Here is a 22,583-nt window from a genome sequence, read left to right on the forward strand (position 1 = left end):
ATAAATAAGGGCGCCCCCGAGGGGCGCCCTTATAGCGTGCAGCTAAACGTTCATGGCTTACCAGCCAGTCACTTCTTTCAGCGCATCACCGATTTCAGCCAAAGAGCGTACGGTTTTAACACCGGCGTCTTCTAGCGCAGCAAACTTCTCGTCAGCGGTGCCTTTACCGCCAGAGATGATTGCGCCCGCGTGGCCCATACGCTTGCCAGGAGGTGCAGTCACACCGGCAATGTAGGAAACCACTGGCTTGGAAACGTTGGCTTTGATGTAAGCCGCGGCTTCTTCTTCAGCCGTACCGCCGATTTCACCGATCATCACGATGGCTTCGGTTTTCGGGTCTTTCTCGAACATCTCAAGGATGTCGATGAAGTTAGAACCCGGAATCGGGTCGCCGCCGATACCAACACAGGTAGACTGACCAAAACCGTGATCAGTGGTCTGCTTAACGGCTTCATAGGTCAAGGTACCAGAACGAGATACGATACCTACGCGGCCCGGCTGGTGAATGTGACCCGGCATGATGCCGATTTTGCATTCGCCTGGGGTGATAACACCGGGGCAGTTTGGACCGATCAGGCGTACGCCCAGCTCGTCGCACTTCACTTTCGCTTCGAGCATGTCTAGCGTAGCGATGCCTTCAGTGATGCACACAATCAGCTTGATACCGGCGTTGGCCGCTTCAAGGATTGAGTCTTTACAGAACGGCGCCGGTACGTAGATAACGCTGGCTTCCGCGCCGGTTTTCGCTACCGCTTCTTTCACGGTGTTGAAAACGGGCAGACCTAGGTGCTCTTGGCCGCCTTTGCCCGGTGTAACACCACCGACCATTTTCGTGCCATAGGCAATCGCCTGCTCGGAGTGGAACGTGCCCTGGCCACCGGTAAAGCCCTGGCAGATGACCTTGGTGTTCTTATCGATCAGGATGCTCATTACTTGCCCTCCGCCGCTTTAACGACCTGCTGAGCCGCGTCGGTCAGACTAGTAGCCGCGATGATGTTCAAACCGCTAGATGCTAGTTTTTCAGCACCCAGTTCGGCGTTGTTACCTTCCAGACGTACGACAACCGGTACATTGACGCCCACTTGCTCAACGGCACCGATAATGCCTTCAGCAATCATGTCGCAACGTACGATACCGCCGAAAATGTTAACCAGTACGGCTTTAACATTGTCATCCGACAGGATGATTTTGAACGCTTCTGCCACGCGCTCCTTGGTGGCGCCGCCGCCAACGTCCAAGAAGTTAGCGGGCTTGCCGCCGCTCAGGTTGACGATGTCCATGGTACCCATGGCCAAACCTGCGCCGTTAACCATGCAGCCGATATTGCCATCAAGCGCTACGTAGTTAAGTTCCCACTTCGCCGCATCGGCTTCACGCTGATCTTCTTGCGAAGGATCACGCATAGCCTGCAGGTCAGGGTGGCGGTATAGCGCGTTGCTATCCAGACCCAGTTTGGCGTCGAGGCAGTGCAGATTGCCTTCTTCAGTGACGACCAGCGGGTTAATTTCCAACAGGGCCAGGTCTTTGTCGTGGAACAACTGAGACAGGCCTAAGAAAATCTTGGTGAACTGCTTGATCTGGTCGCCTTTCAGGCCCAGCGCAAAGGCTAGCTCACGCGCTTGGTAAGGCTGTGCGCCGACCAGCGGATCGATTTCAGCTTTGAGAATCTTTTCCGGCGTCTCTTCTGCAACCGTCTCGATCTCTACACCACCTTCGGTAGAGGCCATGAAGACCACACGACGGGTAGTACGGTCGACAACGGCACCGAGATAGAGCTCGTCGGCGATGTCAGTGCAGGTTTCAACCAAAATCTTGGCAACCGGCTGACCTTTTTCGTCAGTCTGGAAGGTGACCAAGTTCTTGCCCAGCCACTTTTCAGCAAAGGCTTTGGCTTCAGCAGGATCTTTGATCAGCTTAACGCCACCCGCTTTACCACGGCCACCGGCGTGCACCTGGGCTTTAACCACCCACATGTCACCACCGATTTTTTTGCAAGCCTCTTCCGCTTCTTCGGGAGTGTCGACTGCAAAGCCTTTAGACACTGGTAGACCATAATCGGCAAACAGCTGTTTACCTTGATACTCGTGAAGATTCATCGATTCATGCCATTGGTTGCATGTGACTCGAACGATGATCAGTTTTCTTTTAAGAGCAGTCTTACAAGAACGGTCTTAAAAGAACTGGTCATCCCCGTTCTTTCGATCTTTGCGGATTAAGACAAAGCCGAAAGTTTGCGCCACCCATAATAAGGTGGCGCTTCGTTGTTGCTTACTGAATTACTTACGCTTCTTGCGATTGGCCATATGAATTGCGTGGCCTTCCACCGCAAGCGCTGCTTCGTGAACAGCTTCCGACATGGTCGGGTGCGCGTAGCAGGTCAGAGCCAGGTCTTCGGCGCTAGAGCCGAATTCCATGGCAATCACGCCCTGGGCGATCATCTCGCCAGCGTGTTGACCCACGATGTGCATACCGAGAATACGGTCAGTTTCCGCATCGGCGATAATTTTGGCGCTGCCTTCGGTGGCATTGTTAGCCATCGCGCGGCCGCTTGCCGCGAACGGGAAGGTACCGGTTTTGACTTCGATACCTTTCGCTTTGGCGTCTTGCTCAGTCATACCTACCCATGCAACTTCTGGGTAGGTGTAGATAACGCTAGGAATGGTGTCGTAGTTCATCTCGGCTTTATGGCCAGCGATGATATCCGCCACCATAATGCCCTCTTCAGAGGCTTTGTGCGCCAGCATTGGGCCGCGTACACAGTCACCAATGGCGTAAACGCCCGGGACGTTGGTACGGCACTGGTCGTCAACAAAGATAAAGCCACGCTCATCCAGCTCAACGCTAACACCGTCGGCAATTACGCTTTTGGTGTACGGACGACGGCCGACACAAACGATGAGTTTATCAAACGTCATCTCTTGTTCGCCGTTGCCATCGCTGTACTTCACAACGACTTCGTCGCCTTTGACCTCAGAACCGGTCACGCGAGCGCCCAGTTTGATATCCAGACCCTGCTTCTTAAGCAGCTTCTGAGTCTCTTTGGCAACGGTGGCATCCACCATCGGCAGGAAAGAGTCCATGGCTTCAAGCACGGTGACTTCTGAGCCCAAACGGTTCCATACACTGCCCAGCTCAAGCCCGATGATACCGGCACCAATCACACCCAAACGCTTGGGTGTTTCAGTGAACTCAAGCGCGCCGGTTGAATCAACAATCAGACCTTCGGTCAGCGGCGTCGGCGGAATTTCTACCGGCACTGAACCCGCTGCGATAACAATATTATCGGCATCGTAAGTGGTGGTCTTGCCATCGGTATCAGTGACTTCAACCTGCTTACCGGAAACCACTTTACCGGTACCTTCGATCGCCGTTACGCCGTTGGCTTTGAACAAGCCAGAGATGCCGCCGGTCAAGTTCTTAACGATCTTGTCCTTGCGCGCCATCATTTTGGTAACGTCCATCGAAACGTCGCCAGCCTGAATACCCATGTCATCGAAATCGTGCTTGGCTTCGACGAACTTGTGCGACGCTTCAAGCAATGCTTTAGACGGGATGCAGCCTACGTTCAAGCAGGTGCCGCCGTGAACAACATTGCCTTCTTTACCAACCCATTTTTCAACACAGGCCGCTTTCAGGCCCATCTGTGCGGCACGAATGGCGGCAACGTAACCACCAGGGCCGGCACCGATAACGATCACATCAAACTTATCAGCCATGTTGGCTCCTTTAGCTTGCTTGCCTCCCCCCGCTTAAACTCGAAGCAGGCGGGAGGCTGTGTACGATTGCAGATAAATCCTGGTTAAGCAGTAGCGTACTCAGTCAATATGACGCTTATGCTCTTTTTAGACGTCCAGCAGCAAACGTGCGGGGTCTTCCAGCAATTCTTTTAAAGTAACCAAGAATTGAACGGCGTCTTTGCCGTCGATCATGCGGTGGTCATAAGAGAGCGCCAGATACATCATCGGGCGAATCTCGACCTTGCCGTTGACTGCCATCGGACGATCTTGAATCTTGTGCATGCCCAGAATGGCGGTTTGCGGCGGGTTGATAATCGGGGTCGACATCAACGAGCCAAAGGTACCGCCGTTGGTGATGGTAAAGGTGCCGCCGATCATGTCGTCCATGCCCAGCTTACCGTCACGACCACGCTTACCGAAATCGACAATTTTACGCTCGACGTCAGCAATTTTCATGCTGTCCGTGTCACGCAGTACCGGCACGACCAAACCACGATCGGTGGAGACAGCAACGCCGATATCCTGATAACCGTGATAAACGATATCGGTGCCGTCGATAGAGGCGTTAACGTCCGGGAACCGCTTGAGCGCTTCTGAAGCGGCTTTTACAAAGAAGCCCATAAAGCCCAGCTTAATATCGTGAGCTTTTAAGAACGTCTCTTTGTACTGCGCACGCAGGGCCATGATCTCGGTCATGTCCACTTCGTTGTAGGTCGTCAGCATCGCAGCAGTTTGCTGCGCCTGAACCAAGCGCTTGGCGATGGTCTGACGCAGGCGGCTCATCGGCACGCGCTTCTCGATGCGCTCACCTTCGGCAGCCGGTGCAGCGGCAGCTTTCGCCGGTGCAGCCGATTTCGCTGCTTTCTTGGCGGAACCGTCGTTGACCGCTTTCTGTACGTCTTCTTTCAGGATGCGGCCACCTTTTCCGGTGCCCTTAATCTTGGCAACGTCGAGGTCGTGCTCAGCCACCATTTTACGGGCAGCCGGAGCGAGGATCTTGTCACCGACTTTCTCATCGGCGCCATCGTCGTCGCTGCTGGTGTCAGCTTTAGCAGGCGCTGAATCGCCGCCGCTTTCGCTGCCACTGCTGTCGCCACCAGCACCTTCGGTAAATACGGCAAGAATCGCTTCGGATTCTACCTGGCTACCCTCTTCGGCTTTAATTTCAGCCAGGGCGCCATCTGCCGGAGCAACCACTTCCAGCACGACTTTGTCGGTTTCGATATCGGCCAGCACGTCATCGCGCTTCACCGCTTCGCCGACTTTTTTGTGCCAGGTCGCTACGGTGCCTTCCTGGATAGACTCAGGGAAGCTGGGCGCTTTGACATCATGCTTTTTGCCGCCACCGCTACCGCTGCTGGCCGGCTTGTCTTCGGATGGTTTGCTGTCTGCTTCTTCTTTCGGCGCTTCAGAAGCACTTTCTTCTTTCTTGCCGCTGTCGCCAGAAGCACTGCCTTCACCAATTTTTCCTAATACCTGCTCTGACTGAACGGTATCGCCCTCTTCGGCCATTACGTCGGTCAGGGTACCCGCTTCCGGTGCGACAACTTCGAGTACTACTTTGTCGGTTTCGATTTCAACAATCAGCTCGTCACGCTCAACGCTGTCACCCGGCTTTTTATGCCACGCCGCCACTGTGCCTTCGGCAACGGATTCCGGAAAGGTTGGCGCTTTGATCTCAGTAGCCATGTCGTTTCCCTTATGTGTTCTCTAAATCCGGTGGCCGCTTATAAATTAAAAGCGTCTTCCACCAGCTGGCGCTGCTGTTCAGTGTGGACGGACATATAGCCAGCTGCTGGTGCAGCAGAGGCAGGACGTCCTGCAAATTTCAACTCGCGTCCGAAGCCATCTTTCAGCATATCGGCCACTGCACGCATATTGTGCTGACTAGAGTACCAAGCACCCTGATTTAGAGGCTCTTCCTGGCACCACACAATGTCTTCTACGTTGGTATAGCCTTGTAGCGCTTCCAGAAGCTCTTCTTTCGGGAAGGGATAAAGCTGTTCAAGACGTAAGATTGCCGTGTCATGACGCTCATTCTCGGCGCGCCAAGCGGCTAAGTCGTAGTAGACCTTGCCAGCACAAAGCACAACGCGGGAGACCTTCTCAGGCGCAAGATCGGCTTGATCAGCGAGCACCATATGGAACTTGCCATGGGCCAGATCTTCAAGGCTCGACGTCGCTTCTTTATGACGCAGCAGCGATTTAGGCGTCATTACGATGAGCGGCTTACGCAGCGGACGAATCACCTGACGACGCAATAGATGATAAATCTGTGCGGGAGTCGTCGGTACGCATACCTGCATATTGTGCTCAGCACACATTTGCAGGAAACGCTCCAAGCGCGCCGAAGAGTGCTCGGGACCCTGGCCTTCATATCCGTGGGGTAACAGCATGGTTAGACCACACACCCGGCCCCACTTCGTTTCACCTGAAGAGATGAACTGGTCAACGACCACCTGGGCACCGTTAAAGAAGTCACCAAACTGGGCTTCCCAGATCACCAAATCATTCGGCGCTGTGGTTGAGTAGCCATACTCAAATGCCAGTACCGCTTCTTCCGAAAGGAAGGAGTCATGAATGGTGAAACGCGGCTGACCATCGGCCATGTTCTGCAGCGGCACATAGGTGGAACCGTCTTTCTGGTTATGCACCACCGCATGACGGTGGGAGAACGTACCGCGCCCGACATCTTGCCCGGTAATCCGAATCGGATGCCCCTGATCCAGCAGGGTGGCGTAGGCCAGCGTTTCAGCAAAGCCCCAGTTAAGCCCCAGCCCACCGGCCTGCATTTTACGACGGTCTTCATAAATCTTGGCCACTTGACGCTGCACATCGACGCCATCCGGCACCTCGCACATACGGGCAGCCAACTGCTGCAGACGCTTCATATCAATCGTTGTGTCTGCATCGCCGGTCCACTCGTGACCCAGGTAAGGCGCCCAGTCAACGAATAGAGAGGCATTGGGCTCTTGCACCAACGCATTGGCTACGTGGTTACCCGCCACCAAGTCATCACGATAGGTTTCAACCATCGCTTTGGCGGCCTCTTCAGAGAGCACACCCTGATCAACTAGGCGCTTGGCATAAAGCGAGCGCGCAGAGGGGTGATCTTTGATCTTGGCATACATCATCGGCTGCGTGCCTGACGGCTCGTCAGCTTCGTTGTGGCCACGACGACGGTAGCAAACGAGATCGATCACCACGTCCTTTTTGAACTGCTGGCGATAGTCGAGAGCGACTTGAGTAGCATGCAGCACTGCGTCCGGGTCATCGCCATTGACGTGAAAAATAGGCGCTTGAACCATCTTGGCAATATCAGTGCAGTATTCGGTAGAGCGTGCATCCAGCGGATGCGAGGTGGTGAAGCCCACTTGGTTGTTAATCACAATGTGGATCGTGCCACCGGTTTTATAAGCACGGGTCTGGGACATCTGGAATGTCTCCATTACCACGCCTTGACCGGCAAACGCAGCATCGCCGTGGACGTTGATCGGCAGCACTTTGCTACCCTCTTCGTCGTTACGACGGTCCTGACGAGCACGCACCGAGCCTTCTACTACGGGGGCCACGATTTCCAGGTGCGACGGGTTGAACGACATCGCCAAATGGACTTCGCCGCCCGGGGACATGACGTTCGAACTGAAGCCCTGGTGGTACTTCACATCACCTGAACCACGCTCGATGACTTTTTTGCCATCGAACTCATCGATCAAGTCAGCTGGGTTTTTACCCAAAATATTGACCAACAGGTTAAGTCGACCACGGTGCGCCATACCGATGACCACTTCCTTGGTGCCATAACCGCCGGCACGCTGGATGAGTTCATCCATCATTGGTACAAACGATTCACCGCCTTCAAGACCAAAACGCTTGGTACCTGGATACTTGGATGCCAGGTAATTCTCCAAGCCTTCGGCGGCCGTCAAACGCTCCAGTACGTGCTTACGCACATCAGCACTGAAATCAGGCGCACTGCGTACCGACTCGAAACGTCGCTGTAACCAACGTTTCTCTTCCGTATCGACGATATGCATGATCTCGCAGCCGATGGAGCGGCAATACGTGCGCTCCAACGCATCAACGATGTCACGCAATGGCGCTTTGTCGATACCTAAAAAGAAAGAACCGGTTTGGAACTCGGTGTCCAAATCAGCTTTTGAGAGCTGATGAAAGGACAGGTCGAGATCGGGGACGGGGGTGGGATTACGCAGTCCTAGCGGGTCGATATTGGCCTTTTGATGGCCACGGAAGCGGTAAGCGTTAATCAGCTGCAGGACTTTTACCTGCTTTTTGTTTTCACCGCTATCGGCAGCGGCAACTACACGGCCCGGACGACTTTCGCGCCCCAGCTGGTAGAACTGATCACGGACTGGGCTTAGTGGAACATCGTGGGAGGCACTGCCCTCGGGACGCGGCAACTCATCAAAATAGCTGCGCCATTCGTCAGGGACAGACTCAGGATCGGCGAGGTACTGCTCGTAAAGCGCTTCCACGTAGTGAACATTGCCGCCACTAACGTGAGAGGAACGCCACATCAACTCCATTATGCCTTGTTGCATCTCTCGGTCACCCTGCACTGATGGGGTGGTATCGGTATCGTCGCAAACGTGCGGCGACATCGCTATTGCCCTGCCGGCGGGGCGGGACATTTGCCGGCGGCGCCGGCCAACGGCCGGAAACCCTGTTCATCTAGCTATACATCATCAAGCTATTCATCATCTAACGCGTCATACGGTGTTTCGTCTTCAGTTCATGCTCGAAAGCCGGTACCCAAGGCACCGGCTTTCAAACTTGTCTGACCAGCGGTGCGACGTGACGCCGCACCGCGTGACAAACCCTATGATAACAAGCGAAGCGCCATGATTTAAGTGGCATTATTACCCAACTTAAGTGGCACACGCTTTTTTACTCAAATGTCATAGACTTAGGTAGCATCTGCAAGAAGCATTTCGCGAATTTTACCAATCGCCCGAGTGGGATTTAGGCCTTTTGGGCAAACCGCCACACAGTTCATGATGCCACGGCAGCGGAAGACCGAAAACGGATCTTCCAAATCGCTTAAGCGTTCACGCGTAGCGGTATCACGGGAATCCGCCAGGAAACGGTAAGATTGCAGCAGACCTGCCGGGCCCACGAACTTCTCAGGGTTCCACCAGAACGACGGGCAAGACGTTGAGCAGCAGGCGCATAGAATACACTCATACAGCCCATCGAGCTTGTCGCGATCTTCTGGCGATTGCAGGCGCTCGATAGCCGGGGCAGGCGTGTCATTTTGCAGGTACGGCTGGATACGCTCGTACTGCTTATAGAACAGCCCCATGTCGACAACCATATCGCGAATCACCGGCAAACCTGGCAGTGGACGCAGCACCAGCTTGTTGTTTTTCACAACGTCTGAAAGCGGCGTAATACACGCCAAGCCGTTTTTGCCGTTCATGTTCATGCCGTCGGAACCGCACACCCCTTCGCGGCAGCTGCGACGAAACGCCAAACCACTGTCTTGTTCTTTCATCATATGAAGAACATCCAGCACCATTACATCGCGGCCTTTGGTATCGACCTGAAACTCCTGCATGTAAGGTGCGGAGTCGGTTTCCGGATTGTAACGGTATACGGATACCTGAAGATTGGACATTTTGACTCCCTCTCGTCAATGCGGCGTTTAGTAGGTACGAACCTTAGGCTCGAAGGTATCAACCGTTTTCGGTTTGAAGTTGACGTCGCGCTTCTTCAGCTCTTTGGTCGCTGGGAAGAAAAGCGAGTGCTTCAGCCAGTTGACATCATCACGGTCTGGATAGTCATAGCGCGAGTGGGCGCCACGGCTCTCTTTACGCTCAAGGGCAGCGATCGCCGTCGCTTCTGCCACTTCCATCAAGTTATCGAGTTCCAGCGCTTCTACACGGGCAGTGTTGAACGCGTTGGACTTGTCAGGCAGGTGGGCATTGGCGATACGCTCGCGCAGTTTCGCCAGCTTATCGACGCCTTCCAGCATGTTTTTCTCTTCGCGGAATACGCCGAAGGAGGTCTGCATGATTTCCTGAAGCTCAGCTTTCAGCTCAGGAATGCTTTCGCCGCCTTCAGACTCGTTCCAGCGCGTGATCCGCTTCATGGCGAATTCGATATCCGACTCGGAAGCGTCCAGGTACTCGATGCCTTCGTTAAGTGCGCCTTCGATAAACATGCCAGCGGCACGCCCAAAGACCACCAGATCCAGCAGTGAGTTCCCGCCCAGACGGTTAGCACCGTGGACCGATACACACGCCGCTTCGCCACAGGCAAACAAGCCGTTAACGATATGATCGTTACCGCTTTCGTCCATGGTAATCGCCTGACCATGAATGTTGGTCGGAATACCGCCCATCATATAGTGGCAGGTCGGGACGACCGGGATCGGGTCTTTTGCCGGGTCGACGTGAGCAAAGGTCTTAGAAAGCTCAACGATACCGGGCAGACGCTTACCAAGCACTTCTTCACCCAGGTGATCAAGCTTCAAGAAGACGTGATCGCCCTTCTCGCCGCAGCCACGACCTTCGAGGATTTCCATGACCATCGAACGAGCCACAACGTCACGGCCGGCCAAATCTTTGGCGTTCGGCGCGTAGCGTTCCATGAACCGCTCGCCGTCTTTATTGATCAGGTAGCCACCTTCACCACGGCAACCTTCTGTGACCAGCGTGCCCGCACCGTAAATACCGGTCGGGTGGAACTGCCACATTTCCATGTCCTGCATCGGGAAGCCAGCGCGCAGCGCCATGCCGATACCGTCGCCGGTATTGATCAAGGCGTTAGTAGTAGAAGCATAAATACGGCCTGCACCACCGGTCGCGAGTACCGTGGCCTTGGATTTAACGTGAACCACTTCACCCGTCTCGATGCACATGGCGATACAGCCAACCACATCACCGCTGGCGTTCTTGACCAGATCCACCGCGTACCACTCGTTGAGGAACACGGTGTCGTTCTTCAAGTTGTTCTGATAAAGCGTGTGCAACAGTGCGTGGCCGGTACGGTCGGCGGCTGCACAGGTACGTGCCGCCTGACCGCCTTCACCAAAGTTCTTCGACTGACCACCGAACGGGCGCTGATAGATACGACCGTTATCTAAACGCGAGAACGGCAACCCCATGTGCTCGAGCTCAAATACCGCTTTCGGGCCTTCGGAACACATATATTCAGCCGCGTCCTGGTCAGCGATATAGTCGCCGCCTTTAACGGTGTCATACATGTGCCAGCGCCAATCATCGTTCGGATCGTCGGACGCGATCGCACAGGTAATGCCACCCTGGGCAGAAACGGTGTGAGAACGGGTCGGGAAAACTTTCGATAACACGGCCGTCTTTTTACCGGACTTCGCCAGTTCTAGAGCGGCTCGCAGGCCAGAGCCACCGCCACCAATAATGATGGCGTCAAACGTCAGGCTACGCAGATTAGACATGTAATCAAGCTCCCCACAAAATTTGAATGCCCCACACCAAGTACACGAAAATGCCCAGAATGATGACAGCTTGGGCACCCACGCGCAGGCGAGTGGACTTGAGATAGTCGGTGGTGACGGTCCACAGGCCGATCCAGGCGTGTGCCGCTAAGGCAACAAATGCCAGTAGCGAGAAAATCCGCATCCACGTCTGATTGAACAGGCCGCTCCACGCGTAATAATCGAGGCCTGGATTAAACAGCAGGAAGGCAACGATAAAGACCGTATAGAGGGCCAGGATCACCGCGGAAACGCGCTGCATCAGCCAATCAGAAAGCCCACTACGGCCAAAACTTGTGATGTTGGTTACCATACCCAAACTCCTGCCAGAATAATCAGAACGGCACTGACCACAACGGTGATCTGCGCTTTTTGTACGCCACCTTCAAGGGTCACCCCAATATCGGCATCCATCAGCAGGTGCTTAATGCCTGCGACAAAGTGGAATGCCAAGGCGGACAGCAGCCCCCAAGCAATGAACTTAGCCAAAAAGTTATTGGCCAGCGCATCGCTAACGGCGTCAAAACCCGCCGGAGATGACAAGGATTTACCCAGCGCCCAAAAAGCGAAAATCAGGCCAACGAACAGAATGACACCCGTAATACGGTGGGTGATCGACGTCAGGGCCGGCAGTGGGAAGTGGATCGTAGTAAGGTCTAGGTTTACGGGTCGTTTGCTATTCACGGCTTTGTACACACTCTCTTGGCCCGCTCTGCGACAGGTCGGGCATGGCCCGAGCGGGCGGTGGTTGCTGGAAGGGGCTCGGCCGTTGCCAAGTCGGGCACGACCACCTACCTGCCGGTCGCGCGCCGTGGATTATAAGAACCTTCGCCCTCGCTTACAAACCGAACTCAAGCTTAACTCGACTATGGTGCAAGAAAATTGCCATCATTGTGAGTCGATTTTGCGCTGCAGCATCGCTATAGTGACGATAGAGTAGCAATTTGATAAGCCTGTTAACATCTCATGTTAAACTATTGTTAAAATATCGCCGGAATTTTAACGCTTTGTCATATTGTAGACTTTTAATTCTTATACAAACCTCATCATAATAACAATTTTCGTACAATATGCAGCTAGCGCTTAGGCTAATTGACAAAATGTCGCACACTTCTATAGTGGGCAAGCCTTTTCGCCGGCGCGGTATGCGCAGCAACGACTTTACGTCCCAACCCGAATTCGAAAGGAGGCCAGCATGGCTGACAGGAAAGCGACATTGACGGTAGACGGTCTTGATAAACCGATCGAACTACCCATGTATTCCGGCACACTTGGCCCCGACGTCATTGACGTACGCGGCTTAGGCGCTGAAGGCCTGTTCACCTACGACCCCGGCTTTATGGCCACCTCTTCCTGCCAGTCTGCCATCACCTATATTGATGGCGGCAAGGGCGTGCTGCTCCACCGCGGCTACCCCATTGACCAACTGGCCAAAGAGTCCAACTTCGTAGAAGTGTGCTACACCCTGCTGTTTGGTGAATTACCTAACGACGAACAATACGCAGATTTTGAGTCGCGCATTCGTAACCACACCATGGTTCACGACCAAATCAATAACTTCTTTAAAGGGTTCCGCCGCGACGCGCACCCGATGTCTATCCTGTGTGGCGTAGTAGGTGGCCTAGCCGCTTTCTATCACGACCATATGGACATCACTCAAGAAGAAGATCGCATCATCAGCGCGATCCGTTTGATTGCTAAAATGCCGACGCTGGCAGCAATGTCGCACAAGTATAATGTGGGTCAGCCGTTCAACTATCCGCGCAACGACCTGAGCTATGCAGAGAACTTCCTCTACATGATGTTCAGCAACCCGTGCGAAGAGTACAAAATCAACCCGGTATACGCGAAAGCCATGGACCGCATCTTTATGCTACATGCGGATCATGAGCAGAACGCTTCTACCTCTACGGTACGCCTGGCAGGCTCCACGGGCGCTAACCCGTTCGCCTGTATCAGCGCAGGTATCGCGGCACTTTGGGGCCCCGCTCACGGCGGTGCTAACGAAGCCGTGCTGGCCATGCTTGACGAAATCGGCGAAGACTCCGAAGAGAACATCCAGCGCTTTGTTGATAAAGCCAAGGATAAAGACGACCCGTTCAAGCTGATGGGCTTCGGCCACCGCGTTTATCGCAACTTTGATCCGCGCGCCAAGGTAATGAAAGAGACCTGCGACGAAGTACTCGCAGAGCTCGGCATGGCCGACGACCCGCAGCTTAAAATTGCCAAGCGTCTTGAGCAGATCGCCCTGGAAGACGAATACTTCATCGAGCGTAAGCTGTACCCGAACGTTGATTTCTATTCAGGCATCATTCTGAAAGCGATGGGCATTCCCACCAATATGTTCACCGTGATTTTTGCAGTATCGCGTACCATTGGCTGGATTTCCCATTGGAACGAAATGCTCAGCGAAAGCTACAAAATCGGCCGTCCGCGTCAGCTCTATATTGGTCACGACCAGCGCGACTACCCGAAAAAATAAATCAGCACCCCGCTTGATCAAAGGCCACCTTCGGGTGGCCTTTTGCGTATGACTGACCCGTCCTGAATAGAGTTGACACGTTCCCGTCCTTATTTTGGGAGAGCGTGATGAGTCAACGAGTTAAGCGCACACAGAAAGACTACACACTGGCCTTTAAACAGGCCGTGGTAGAGCAAGTGGAACGTGGCGAGATGACCTATAAACAGGCGCAGAGTCGTTACGGTATTCAAGGTCGCACGACGGTATTAAAGTGGTTACGTCGATATGGTCATCAGGACTGGAGTCCCGGTGCCACACAGCGCTCTAGAAGGAGTCCCGACATGCCCCGGCCACTTACCCCTGAACAACGGATCAAAGAGCTTGAAGAGAAGTTGCGGCTTGCTGAGCAAAAGGCTCAGTTCTTCGAAGCTGTTGTGGAGGTGATGGAGAAGGATTACGGGGTGTCCGTAAAAAAGCAGCCAGACAAGTCCTCACGCAAGAACGTGTTGCCGGATTAACCATCAGCAGGGTATGCCACCTTCTCGGCATCAGCCGCCAGGCTTGGTATCAGGCCAAAAAAGCGCAGCAGTCGCGAGAGGCCCGGGAGCAGCGGATCGTCGATTTTGTTCGAGACATACGACTTACCCAGCCTCGACTAGGCACCCGCAAGCTGCATCACTTGCTGCACCGCCAAGCAGATCAAGAGTTGCACGTGGGACGAGATCAGCTCTTTCAGGTCCTTCGTACGCGGCGTCTGCTGGTGCCCATACGCCGAGCTTATCATAAGACGACGCACAGCCATCATCGCTTCCGGCGACATCCGAACCTGCTCAAGCCAGGCCCCGAGCAGGTGGTTGCCTGCCGCCCTAATCAGGTCTGGGTCGCTGACATTACCTATCTACCGACGCGTCACGGGATGAGCTATTTAAGTCTGGTCACCGATGCTTACTCCCGCAAAATCGTCGGTCATCACGTCCATGAGAGCTTACGTAGCCAGGACGTAGAGCAAGCGTTACGCAACGCTCTACGCCAACGGTTAGGAAGCGAGCCGTTAATCCACCACTCGGATCGAGGCATCCAATACTGCTGTGACAGCTATCAGAAGATACATCGCCAGTACGGTATCCAGTGCTCAATGACAGACGGTTATGACTGTTATCAAAACGCTCTCGCAGAACGTGTAAACGGAATATTGAAGACTGAATTTCTCTTGGTTCAGCCAGGAGATGTTTGTCAGGCGCGTACGATGGTGAATGAGTCCGTCGAGATATATAACAGTCAGCGGCCGCACCTAGCGCTGAAATACAAAACGCCCAATGCAGTGCACTGGGCGTTTGAGATGAAATAAGTGTCAATCTATTTTAGGACTAGACAGACCCCTTCCACGCTGGCATTACATCAAGCTATCTACCAGCGACGTGAGCCAACAACGTCTTCTACACGGTTTATAGCTTGCGCCGCTACACCAACGAGCATGAGCAAGATCATCGCCTGACGACCTACTATGATGCCCGCGGTAATCACCACCAGTGGACTTCGCTGGATACCATCATAAATTAGTCAATTTTGAACCAGTCATTGCGCTAAATCACCACCATTAAAACGCCTGAGCGCCTCCTAATATCGCTTGACTTTTTTACTTTCCGGCCTTGCTCAGGGTTTTCCACACTATCTGTGGATAACCCTGTTCACAACCACTTCAAAACGTCCCGTAATCGCCATGGGCAGTGGGCCAGCCTTAAATTGGTCATTTTTTGACCTAATATAAGTTACTGTTTTTAAACGATTTAAGTTCTGTTGAAGTTTTTTTGCGTCAACAACAAGGGGTTGTGCACAACCTTGAAACCAGAATCGAAAAAGTGGACAAGTCAAGCATAAAATCGCCCAAAAAAGTGACGATTTATAGCTTTTTTGTGAACGGCGGGAACGCAAAAATCCAGCAAATGAGAAGGCTCATTGCCAGGAAAATAACATTAGAAAGGGAGTATTAAGTAGTGGCGTCCCATAGGGGGTTCGAACCCCTGTTACCGCCGTGAAAGGGCGGTGTCCTAGACCACTAGACGAATGGGACGTATAACACTAGACATATAACGCTAAAAGCGTATCTTCCCGAGCAACTATTCACATGCTGTGGATCACATGCTGCCGAATTGGTGGAGCCTAGCGGGATCGAACCGCTGACCTCAACACTGCCAGTGTTGCGCTCTCCCAGCTGAGCTAAGGCCCCACATGTCGCGAAGACGGAGCGTATAATACTGATTCCCCTGGCCTTCGTCAACATTAAAAACGCCAATTCCTTAAAGATAAGAAATTGGCGCTAGCGCTATCTCAATTGCGGTTAGCTGATGTTACTAAGCTCTTTCACAGAGCTATTTCACGAAACTCTTTTTCAAAGCGCTTCGCCTGTTTCTTGGAAACGCCACCCAACACCTCTATCGCGCTGCGCAGGCGAGCCCGGGTAACGTCGGAGCCAAGAATCGCCATGGCGTCCATAACCGAGGTGCTGGACGTACTGCCGGTAATCGCAATAAACACCGGTGCCAGGAACGCTTTCATTTTCAAATCAAAATGCTCGGACAGCAGCTTAACTTCGCTCAGTAGCGCCTCTTTATTCCAAGCGGAGACGCCTTCAAACCGCCAAACAAGGAACTGGAGCAGTTTTACCAGCTCCTCTTCCTCAAGCTTCACACTCTCAAACGACTCTTTAGTCAGTGCTGGCAAGCCCGAGAAGAAGTGCCCTGCCAACGGCATGACCTGGGAGAGCGTTTCTACCCGCGGCCGTACCTGCGGCAGAATCTGCTTAATATAGGCTTCATTGAAGGCCCACTCACGCAGCGCGCTTAACAGTGCATCATCGTCCAGGTCTTCACGAATATAGACGCCGTTCAGCCAGGTCAGCTTCTCCAGGTCGAATACAGGGCCACCTAACGAGACACGCTGCACATCAAATTCCGCCATCATTTCTTGCAGGCTGAATTTCTCGCGCTCATCGGGCATTGACCAGCCCATCCGCCCCAAATAGTTGGTGACGGCCTGGGGTAAAAAGCCCATCCGGCGGTAATAGTTGATCGACGTTGGGTTCTTGCGCTTGGAGAGTTTGGATTTATCCGGGTTGCGCAACAGCGGCATATGGCAAAGTTGCGGCATTTCCCAACCAAAATACTCATACAGCAACTGGTGCTTTGGTGCGGAGTTAATCCACTCCTCCCCACGCAACACATGAGTGATTGCCATTAAATGGTCGTCGACCACGTTGGCTAAATGGTAGGTAGGCATGCCATCTGATTTGAGCAAAATTTGCGCGTCTACCTGCGCCCACTCCACCTCGATCGTGCCACGCAGCATGTCCTTAACAACGCACACGCCTTCGGCGGGCACATTCATGCGCACTACATAAGGCCAGCCCTCTTGCTCACGGCGCGCTTGCTCTTGTGCATCCAGCGCTAAATCTGCAGGTTTTAAGGCCAGCTGCAATCCTGCTGCTTTACGTGTCTCACGCAGCTCATCCAGCTCTTCACTGGTGCGGTAGCACTTAAACGCATGACCGGCATCCAAAAGTTGTTGAGCGTGTTGTGCATAAATGTCGCCACGCTCGCTTTGCCGATAGGGGCCATAGGGGCCACCCACATCAGGGCCTTCATCCCACTCAAGACCCAGCCAGCTCAATGAATCAAGAATCATCTGCTCTGATTCAGGCGTAGAACGCAGCCGATCAGTGTCTTCAATACGAAGGATAAATTGGCCGCCATGCTGACGAGCAAAACATAGATTAAAAAGCGCGATGTAAGCCGTACCAACGTGGGGGTCCCCTGTCGGAGAAGGCGCGATGCGAGTACGTACGGTCATGAAAACGTCCTATTGGCAAAAATGCATGGCGTTATTATACGCACCTTAGGCGCAACCAACAGCGGCACCCAGGGAACAACTCGCGCAAGAAAGCGTCAGAGAAATTAACTCAACGTTATTTGTCCACTAATGCGCGCTAAAGCACAATCGCTTAGTATGGCACTGTAGCAACCCCTTGAGCGCATACCTCAAGACTGAAGCAGAGCAATAACGTATGTTCGTAGCGCCACTATTTATATTTTATATTGAAAAAGACGACTATAGTGGAAGACATTCACGAGCTTTTCAGCTCAACATCAGGAAAACGAAATGGAATCGCTAGGCTCACGTATCAAGCAACTGCGGCTTAGGGCCAAGCTCAATAAAGCTGCCCTTGCACGCAAAGTTGGCGTGTCAGATGTCACCATTTCTTATTGGGAATCCGGGGCGATCAAACAGATCGGTCACGAACGCTTAGTTGCGCTCGCTGACGCCCTCGACTGTTCCCTGGCAACACTATTGGAAGGTGATAGCGCACCCGAGCTATTAACGTTGACCCATACTGGCCCCCTCCCCTGGGAACAGGTACAGGCAACCACCATTAAAGTGCCCAGTCATTTGCCGTTGAACATCGACTGGAAAGCACCATGTGTGATGGCAACTCCTGGCCAAGGTACAGATTTTTCGCCCGTTAACGCTGGCGACTTACTGCTGCTCGGGCCTACGCATGTGTTTCATAAAGCGGGCCACTACGTGGTGCAACGCGACGATCGCTTCGTCATTGAGCACTTCGCCAAAGCCCCCAGCGACACATCGATTCATGCAATACTATTAGCCCATTGGCATCCTGCCTAAAGCGTCTACCTCCCCGGACTCTCTAGCACCTCCACCTGGTCACGCGTTCGCCTAGGCTCACTCCCCACCAGGAAACGCTGTGAGTAGGTGGCCACTTGGCCCAGCCCGTGGCGGGATTGGCTAACAAGCTCTCCCGCCAGGTGCTGGCCCTCGTGGCCAATACGCGCCTGCACGGCGACTGGCTGCACGCTGCCTTCCGAGACTTCCACACGGACATCGTATCCGCCATCGGGCAGCCCACTGCCAGAGCCAAACGGACCGGCTGCAAATTGACCATTCTCGATTTGCGTTCTTGCCTGCCAACGCACCCGGCTGATCTCACGTTCGACTACAATGCGTACCTGGGTGCCATCCGGTAAGTTGCTTTTGCCTTCCACCATTAAGCGTCGATCGCTACGTAAGGCGACCTGCGTCGATATTTCGACAACAAGCGGCTCTACTTCTACCTCAGCAATTTCCGACTCAGTCACCGGGGCTTCAGGGGTGGCCTCAGGTTGCGCGGAGGAAACCGTGTCCGTTGACGGCTCCTCCATATCGTTGCAGCCTGCCAATAGCGCAACTACCACTACCAAAATGCCAACATTGCCTATTACCTTGCGCATACGAACTCCGAAACATTACTTGTCCTGCAGCTTACCACTGCATCGCCGCTACCACAGTCGAATACTCGACTTTGGCCCCGCTACACGCGCCGCTTCCGGTACAATGTGCTTATCGTGCTAACAAGACACTTTTAGGAGCAGCGGACTTGGACATCATCTGGTGGTTGGCATATGTAGCACTCGGCGGCTTTGTTGGCTTGATGGCAGGCTTATTAGGGATTGGCGGCGGTGGCATTATGGTGCCGATTTTAACGTCGCTGTTTGTACTTCAAGGTGTGCCCCATGAACATCTCGCCCACTTGGCGTTAGGCACTGCCATGGCGTCTATTATTCCTGCATCTACCGCCAGCCTGCTTTCCCACCATCGGCACAAGGCGGTGCGCTGGGACATCGTGCGGTTTATTACCCCCGGCATTTTAGTCGGCACGTTTTTAGCTACCTTTATCGCCGCACTGATCCCCACCCGTAGCCTAGCCATCTTTTTCGCCTGTTTTATGGTGCTAATGTCACTCCAGATGCTGGCAAACATCAAGCCCAAACCGAACCGCGGCCTACCTAGCCCGATGGGAGTAAGCGGTGTGGGCCTGGGCATCGGTGGTATTTCCGCGCTCGTGGCGATTGGTGGCGGCTCACTCACGGTGCCTTTCCTCACCTGGTGCAACGTCAAACTCCCCCGCGCGATTGGCACCTCGGCAGCCGTGGGGCTGCCCATCGCCGTTGCCGGGGCGCTGGGTTACATCATTAATGGTTGGAGTACAACCGGGCTGCCGAGTGCCGCGCTAGGCTATGTTTATCTGCCCGCGTTCTTACTCATGGCGCCCTTTAGCATCCTAACCGCTCCGATGGGTGCCAAACTCGCCCACAAGCTGCCCGTCGCGCTACTCAAGCGTGTGTTCGCGTTTATGTTGATGGGGCTGGCACTGCAGATGGTGTATGCGGTGTTTACGGCGTGAGGGAGAGCGGCTAAAGCTAAACAAAAGCGTGCCCTTTGGTGGTGCGCGGCGCAGCAAAAAAATGCCCCGGCCATCGTTTATGGCCGGGGCATTTGCATCTATCGAGCGCTAACCTGAACGCTGCCTGCGATCAGTCAATTACAGGCGTTGATCAAGCCACTTTTTCACGTCCAGCTGCTCGCACATATCACTCGGCAATTCATCACGGATCATCTCTTCACCCTTGTGAAGCGCCTTAATGGGGGCGGAAGCGGACAGCACCGTGTTCAGCATATAAAGCACTTCGTAACCCTGCTGGCGGTTAAATAGCGTGCTGTCAGGCTCACCTGTTACGCGTGGATCATCGCTAGGTGCTGCGTCCCAATCGTAGTGATCCAGGCTCATGTTTGTTTGTGTAAAATTAGCCATTTAGCACCTCGTTCATCCAATGAAATCGCCCCTAAAACCTGGGGCCGTAGCCGCCTCCTTCATGGCGACACCCCCAGCGTAGCAAAGAATTTCATTTATGCTCGCCTCAAGCATGGATACAAAAAAACGGGCGTGATGCTGATTGATCTTATCGACGAGAACCGCCAACAGCTCAGCCTGATGGACACACCGAAAACGGAAGAGGAACGCCAGCGCAGCCAAAAACTAATGGCCACCATGGACGCGCTAAACGCGAAGATGGGCATGGGAACGGTACGCCTGGGCCTACTGGAAAAGAACGCCCCTGGCACCTTCGCTGCGCGAACCGAAGCTCGAACTATACGGCGAATTAGGATGAATTGATGGTGGCGTATACGGATTAGGGAGCGACTAGGCGGAGGCGACCAAATTAAGCCATACAAAAGCCAGGCACTGATAACGTCAATAAGAATCAAAAAAAGTAAGGATTATAATTAATATCATTTGCTATATAGAGCAAGCAATTTGCTATATTTTACTTAGGGGTAATATCATCAAAGATTAGGAGAGGTACAATGAGCACACAAAAAATTAAACAAGCAATCGCCAATAGAATGCTCAATGAATACGATCGTGGCAATAATGGCATGATAGACTTGACGCCCTTAGATAAAGAGCTAGGGATACCTTGGACTCAGATTGAGAATGTAGTGGGAATGCTTCATGAACAAGGGATTATTCATACAGTCATCGGATGTAATGTTGCTCGTTTGACTCCACTCGGTATACGGACACTTGAACCCAGTGATATTGGTGTACCCAAGCAACCGCCAACAAGTGTGACCCACAATACCCATTTCAGTGGAAATTTCAGTCAGTCTGCTATTTCTACTTCAGGCGATGCTCAGGTATCAGTTCAAAATACTGAAGTAAACCACTACTTCCAACAACTGGAAAAAGCGATTGATCAGTCGCCCAACATACCGTCAGAGCAAAAAAGCAAATGGAAAGAAAATTTATGGGATATGTCTAAGCATCCTGCACTGATCGCAACGCTAGGAACTTTGCTAGGTAGCTAAAATGCAATATTAATTATTAAAAAACGGGTGGGATTTAACAAAACCACCCGTGATAGAAGCTTAAAACATTTAACTAGAACTATTTATTCTGATACATCTTCATCTTCATCCTCATCAAAGTCGAGGGTATTAATGTTATGAGCTGCATTAGATGCACCCTTTTCCACATTTAAAACAGTGCCTTTTTGAAAAATCCCACCATCCCGCATCATTGCATTATATTTTATACTCACGCTATTATTATTTTTAATCGCGTCAAAAATTGCATCATAACTTGCAGGGGAAATATCACCATAATTGAAGTGAAGTGTAAAGGCGTTATCGTCTAAGTCCATAACTCGTATTGATATACGAGGAAAGCTCCGACGATTCACCTGCTCAATAAACAAGTCTTTATCAATAATCTCCGGATAAGTATCAGGCCTTAAATTTTCAATATGCTGAGATATGTCAGAACTATCTAAAGTAGCATCTCCTATATCAATACGTTCGGCATCCGGCACTGAACGAACAATGTTGTCATACCCTTCAGAAATTCTGTTCACAGCGCCACTGACACGCTCACCAGCTTCTCCTTGCGACTGAAGTGCAGAAAGAGCTTGCTTATTTTGCTCTAGAAGAGCATCAATCGCATGTTTTTGCCCTTCCATTTGTATAGTTTGTTGCTGAACGGCAGCATTAGACTTAAGGGCTTGAGCTTCGTAATCAAAATGTTTATGGACAAAATAACCACCTGATAAGGCAGTGATTATTGCAATATAACAAATCAACTTTTGTGTGCCAGTCATACCTTTTGTCAACCTATAGACAGAGTCAAGCAGGGGTTGAACTTGATCGGACAAATCTTTAAAAAAATGAGAAGAGCCATCGCGAACAAGGTATTCGAAATCTTCAAAAAGGAGTTTATCTTCAGTGGTCAGTTTCTGAAGATTCGGAGAACCATATTTTAGATAGGCATATGCCTTCTGAAGTTCACGATGAAATTCGAATAGACTCTTAGCCTGGATTTCTCACGGGGTATAAAAGAAAGCGGCTGAAAGTGTTAACGTTTCAGGGCCTTACACCAAAAACCAACACCAACCGCCGCTTCCAAAATGGTACCTGAAAAACTGACCTTCTCGCCACTCTCACGCCGGCAAATTGAAGCCGATTTCTCTGGGGGCCACATCACCTCCGATGCTGGATTGCTCTTGCTACGGGAAGTCGA

19 protein-coding genes and 2 tRNA genes are annotated in these 22,583 nt (G+C 52.6%); 6 read left to right on the forward strand and 15 right to left on the reverse strand.

Translation table 11 applies throughout. The features are described 5' to 3' along the window. Positions 1–57: 57 nt before the first annotated feature. From sucD to sdhC, 9 genes are all read right to left on the reverse strand, one after another. Positions 58–930, reverse strand: a complete 873-nt coding sequence (sucD, locus tag V8L71_RS11565) for a succinate--CoA ligase subunit alpha (RefSeq protein WP_064233850.1) — start codon at positions 928–930, stop codon at positions 58–60. Continuing rightward, positions 930–2,096 carry an ADP-forming succinate--CoA ligase subunit beta gene (sucC, locus tag V8L71_RS11570; protein ID WP_008958560.1) on the reverse strand — a complete coding sequence of 389 codons (1,167 nt, stop codon included), beginning with the start codon at positions 2,094–2,096 and terminating at the stop codon, positions 930–932. The genes sucD and sucC overlap by 1 nt, the downstream gene beginning before the upstream one ends. A 180-nt stretch (positions 2,097–2,276) precedes the next feature. After that, positions 2,277–3,716, reverse strand: coding sequence for a dihydrolipoyl dehydrogenase (gene lpdA, locus V8L71_RS11575; protein WP_336274197.1), 1,440 nt, complete (start codon positions 3,714–3,716; stop codon positions 2,277–2,279). Positions 3,717–3,842: 126 nt separating this feature from the next. Beyond that, the gene (gene odhB, locus V8L71_RS11580) at positions 3,843–5,426 is read right to left on the reverse strand and encodes a 2-oxoglutarate dehydrogenase complex dihydrolipoyllysine-residue succinyltransferase (protein ID WP_336274198.1); all 1,584 of its coding nucleotides are present in this window, start codon (positions 5,424–5,426) and stop codon (positions 3,843–3,845) included. 38 nt (positions 5,427–5,464) lie between these two features. Further along, the gene (locus V8L71_RS11585; protein ID WP_336274212.1) at positions 5,465–8,299 is read right to left on the reverse strand and encodes a 2-oxoglutarate dehydrogenase E1 component; all 2,835 of its coding nucleotides are present in this window, start codon (positions 8,297–8,299) and stop codon (positions 5,465–5,467) included. 365 nt (positions 8,300–8,664) lie between these two features. Further along, positions 8,665–9,375: a succinate dehydrogenase iron-sulfur subunit gene (locus V8L71_RS11590; protein ID WP_290696527.1), complete on the reverse strand. Its 711-nt coding sequence runs from the start codon at positions 9,373–9,375 to the stop codon at positions 8,665–8,667. A gap of 27 nt (positions 9,376–9,402) precedes the next feature. After that, positions 9,403–11,175: a succinate dehydrogenase flavoprotein subunit gene (gene sdhA / locus V8L71_RS11595; RefSeq protein ID WP_336274199.1), complete on the reverse strand. Its 1,773-nt coding sequence runs from the start codon at positions 11,173–11,175 to the stop codon at positions 9,403–9,405. A 4-nt stretch (positions 11,176–11,179) separates the two neighbouring features. After that, the gene (gene sdhD, locus V8L71_RS11600; RefSeq protein WP_336274200.1) at positions 11,180–11,527 is read right to left on the reverse strand and encodes a succinate dehydrogenase, hydrophobic membrane anchor protein; all 348 of its coding nucleotides are present in this window, start codon (positions 11,525–11,527) and stop codon (positions 11,180–11,182) included. After that, complete coding sequence (gene sdhC / locus V8L71_RS11605; protein ID WP_336274201.1) at positions 11,521–11,898, reverse strand: succinate dehydrogenase, cytochrome b556 subunit; 378 nt, start codon at positions 11,896–11,898, stop codon at positions 11,521–11,523. The genes sdhD and sdhC overlap by 7 nt, the downstream gene beginning before the upstream one ends. Before the next feature lie 511 nt (positions 11,899–12,409). Between sdhC and gltA the strand changes: the two genes are divergently transcribed. Further along, positions 12,410–13,696, forward strand: coding sequence for a citrate synthase (gene gltA / locus V8L71_RS11610; protein ID WP_336274202.1), 1,287 nt, complete (start codon positions 12,410–12,412; stop codon positions 13,694–13,696). A gap of 107 nt (positions 13,697–13,803) precedes the next feature. Then, positions 13,804–15,023, forward strand: a protein-coding gene (locus V8L71_RS11615) for an IS3 family transposase (RefSeq protein ID WP_336274203.1) whose coding sequence is annotated in 2 segments (ribosomal slippage) — positions 13,804–14,151 and positions 14,154–15,023 — 1,218 coding nt in all. Because the reading frame shifts where the segments join, the coding sequence is not laid out codon by codon here. Positions 15,024–15,670: 647 nt separating this feature from the next. Here V8L71_RS11615 and V8L71_RS11620 read toward each other — a convergent pair. The 3 genes from V8L71_RS11620 to gltX form a co-directional block, all read right to left on the reverse strand. Further along, positions 15,671–15,746: transfer RNA gene (locus V8L71_RS11620), tRNA-Glu, on the reverse strand. A gap of 80 nt (positions 15,747–15,826) precedes the next feature. Next, positions 15,827–15,902, reverse strand: a tRNA-Ala gene (locus tag V8L71_RS11625). 134 nt (positions 15,903–16,036) lie between these two features. Continuing rightward, complete coding sequence (gltX, locus tag V8L71_RS11630) at positions 16,037–17,521, reverse strand: glutamate--tRNA ligase (RefSeq protein WP_336274204.1); 1,485 nt, start codon at positions 17,519–17,521, stop codon at positions 16,037–16,039. 309 nt (positions 17,522–17,830) lie between these two features. On the opposite strand from gltX, the gene V8L71_RS11635 reads away from it, so the two are divergent. Next, positions 17,831–18,355 carry a helix-turn-helix domain-containing protein gene (locus V8L71_RS11635; RefSeq protein ID WP_336274205.1) on the forward strand — a complete coding sequence of 175 codons (525 nt, stop codon included), beginning with the start codon at positions 17,831–17,833 and terminating at the stop codon, positions 18,353–18,355. 5 nt (positions 18,356–18,360) lie between these two features. Here V8L71_RS11635 and V8L71_RS11640 read toward each other — a convergent pair whose 3' ends face one another. Next, complete coding sequence (locus V8L71_RS11640) at positions 18,361–18,957, reverse strand: hypothetical protein (RefSeq protein WP_336274206.1); 597 nt, start codon at positions 18,955–18,957, stop codon at positions 18,361–18,363. Between the two features lie 146 nt (positions 18,958–19,103). Here V8L71_RS11640 and V8L71_RS11645 point away from each other — a divergent pair, with 146 nt between their 5' ends. Next, a complete protein-coding gene (locus V8L71_RS11645; protein WP_336274207.1) occupies positions 19,104–19,910 on the forward strand; it encodes a sulfite exporter TauE/SafE family protein in 807 nt (268 codons plus the stop codon). A gap of 138 nt (positions 19,911–20,048) precedes the next feature. On the opposite strand, the gene V8L71_RS11650 is transcribed toward V8L71_RS11645, so the two are convergent. Next, complete coding sequence (locus V8L71_RS11650) at positions 20,049–20,318, reverse strand: hypothetical protein (protein WP_336274208.1); 270 nt, start codon at positions 20,316–20,318, stop codon at positions 20,049–20,051. Between the two features lie 135 nt (positions 20,319–20,453). Between V8L71_RS11650 and V8L71_RS11655 the strand changes: the two genes are divergently transcribed. Then, positions 20,454–20,681 (forward strand): DUF4113 domain-containing protein, encoded by a 228-nt coding sequence (locus V8L71_RS11655; protein ID WP_336274209.1) that lies wholly within the window; start codon positions 20,454–20,456, stop codon positions 20,679–20,681. A 191-nt stretch (positions 20,682–20,872) separates the two neighbouring features. Beyond that, on the forward strand, positions 20,873–21,376 hold the full coding sequence (locus tag V8L71_RS11660; protein ID WP_336274210.1) for a hypothetical protein: 504 nt from the start codon (positions 20,873–20,875) through the stop codon (positions 21,374–21,376). 83 nt (positions 21,377–21,459) lie between these two features. On the opposite strand, the gene V8L71_RS11665 is transcribed toward V8L71_RS11660, so the two are convergent. Next, the gene (locus V8L71_RS11665; protein ID WP_336274211.1) at positions 21,460–22,164 is read right to left on the reverse strand and encodes a hypothetical protein; all 705 of its coding nucleotides are present in this window, start codon (positions 22,162–22,164) and stop codon (positions 21,460–21,462) included. Positions 22,165–22,583 lie beyond the last annotated feature (419 nt).

The organism is Vreelandella indica, assembly GCF_037070225.1.
GTDB lineage: Bacteria > Pseudomonadota > Gammaproteobacteria > Pseudomonadales > Halomonadaceae > Vreelandella > Vreelandella arctica.

Excerpts from the sequence above, each read along its gene's own strand:
- sucD (WP_064233850.1), bottom strand. The coding sequence starts at position 930 with ATGAGCATCCTGATCGATAAGAACACCAAGGTCATCTGCCAGGGCTTT.
- sucC (WP_008958560.1), bottom strand. The coding sequence starts at position 2,096 with ATGAATCTTCACGAGTATCAAGGTAAACAGCTGTTTGCCGATTATGGT.
- lpdA (WP_336274197.1), bottom strand. The coding sequence starts at position 3,716 with ATGGCTGATAAGTTTGATGTGATCGTTATCGGTGCCGGCCCTGGTGGT.
- odhB (WP_336274198.1), bottom strand. The coding sequence starts at position 5,426 with ATGGCTACTGAGATCAAAGCGCCAACCTTTCCGGAATCCGTTGCCGAA.
- V8L71_RS11585 (WP_336274212.1), bottom strand. The coding sequence starts at position 8,299 with ATGCAACAAGGCATAATGGAGTTGATGTGGCGTTCCTCTCACGTTAGT.
- V8L71_RS11590 (WP_290696527.1), bottom strand. The coding sequence starts at position 9,375 with ATGTCCAATCTTCAGGTATCCGTATACCGTTACAATCCGGAAACCGAC.
- sdhA (WP_336274199.1), bottom strand. The coding sequence starts at position 11,175 with ATGTCTAATCTGCGTAGCCTGACGTTTGACGCCATCATTATTGGTGGC.
- sdhD (WP_336274200.1), bottom strand. The coding sequence starts at position 11,527 with ATGGTAACCAACATCACAAGTTTTGGCCGTAGTGGGCTTTCTGATTGG.
- gltA (WP_336274202.1), top strand. The coding sequence starts at position 12,410 with ATGGCTGACAGGAAAGCGACATTGACGGTAGACGGTCTTGATAAACCG.
- gltX (WP_336274204.1), bottom strand. The coding sequence starts at position 17,521 with ATGACCGTACGTACTCGCATCGCGCCTTCTCCGACAGGGGACCCCCAC.
- V8L71_RS11635 (WP_336274205.1), top strand. The coding sequence starts at position 17,831 with ATGGAATCGCTAGGCTCACGTATCAAGCAACTGCGGCTTAGGGCCAAG.
- V8L71_RS11640 (WP_336274206.1), bottom strand. The coding sequence starts at position 18,957 with ATGCGCAAGGTAATAGGCAATGTTGGCATTTTGGTAGTGGTAGTTGCG.
- V8L71_RS11650 (WP_336274208.1), bottom strand. The coding sequence starts at position 20,318 with ATGGCTAATTTTACACAAACAAACATGAGCCTGGATCACTACGATTGG.
- V8L71_RS11655 (WP_336274209.1), top strand. The coding sequence starts at position 20,454 with ATGCTGATTGATCTTATCGACGAGAACCGCCAACAGCTCAGCCTGATG.
- V8L71_RS11660 (WP_336274210.1), top strand. The coding sequence starts at position 20,873 with ATGAGCACACAAAAAATTAAACAAGCAATCGCCAATAGAATGCTCAAT.
- V8L71_RS11665 (WP_336274211.1), bottom strand. The coding sequence starts at position 22,164 with ATGACTGGCACACAAAAGTTGATTTGTTATATTGCAATAATCACTGCC.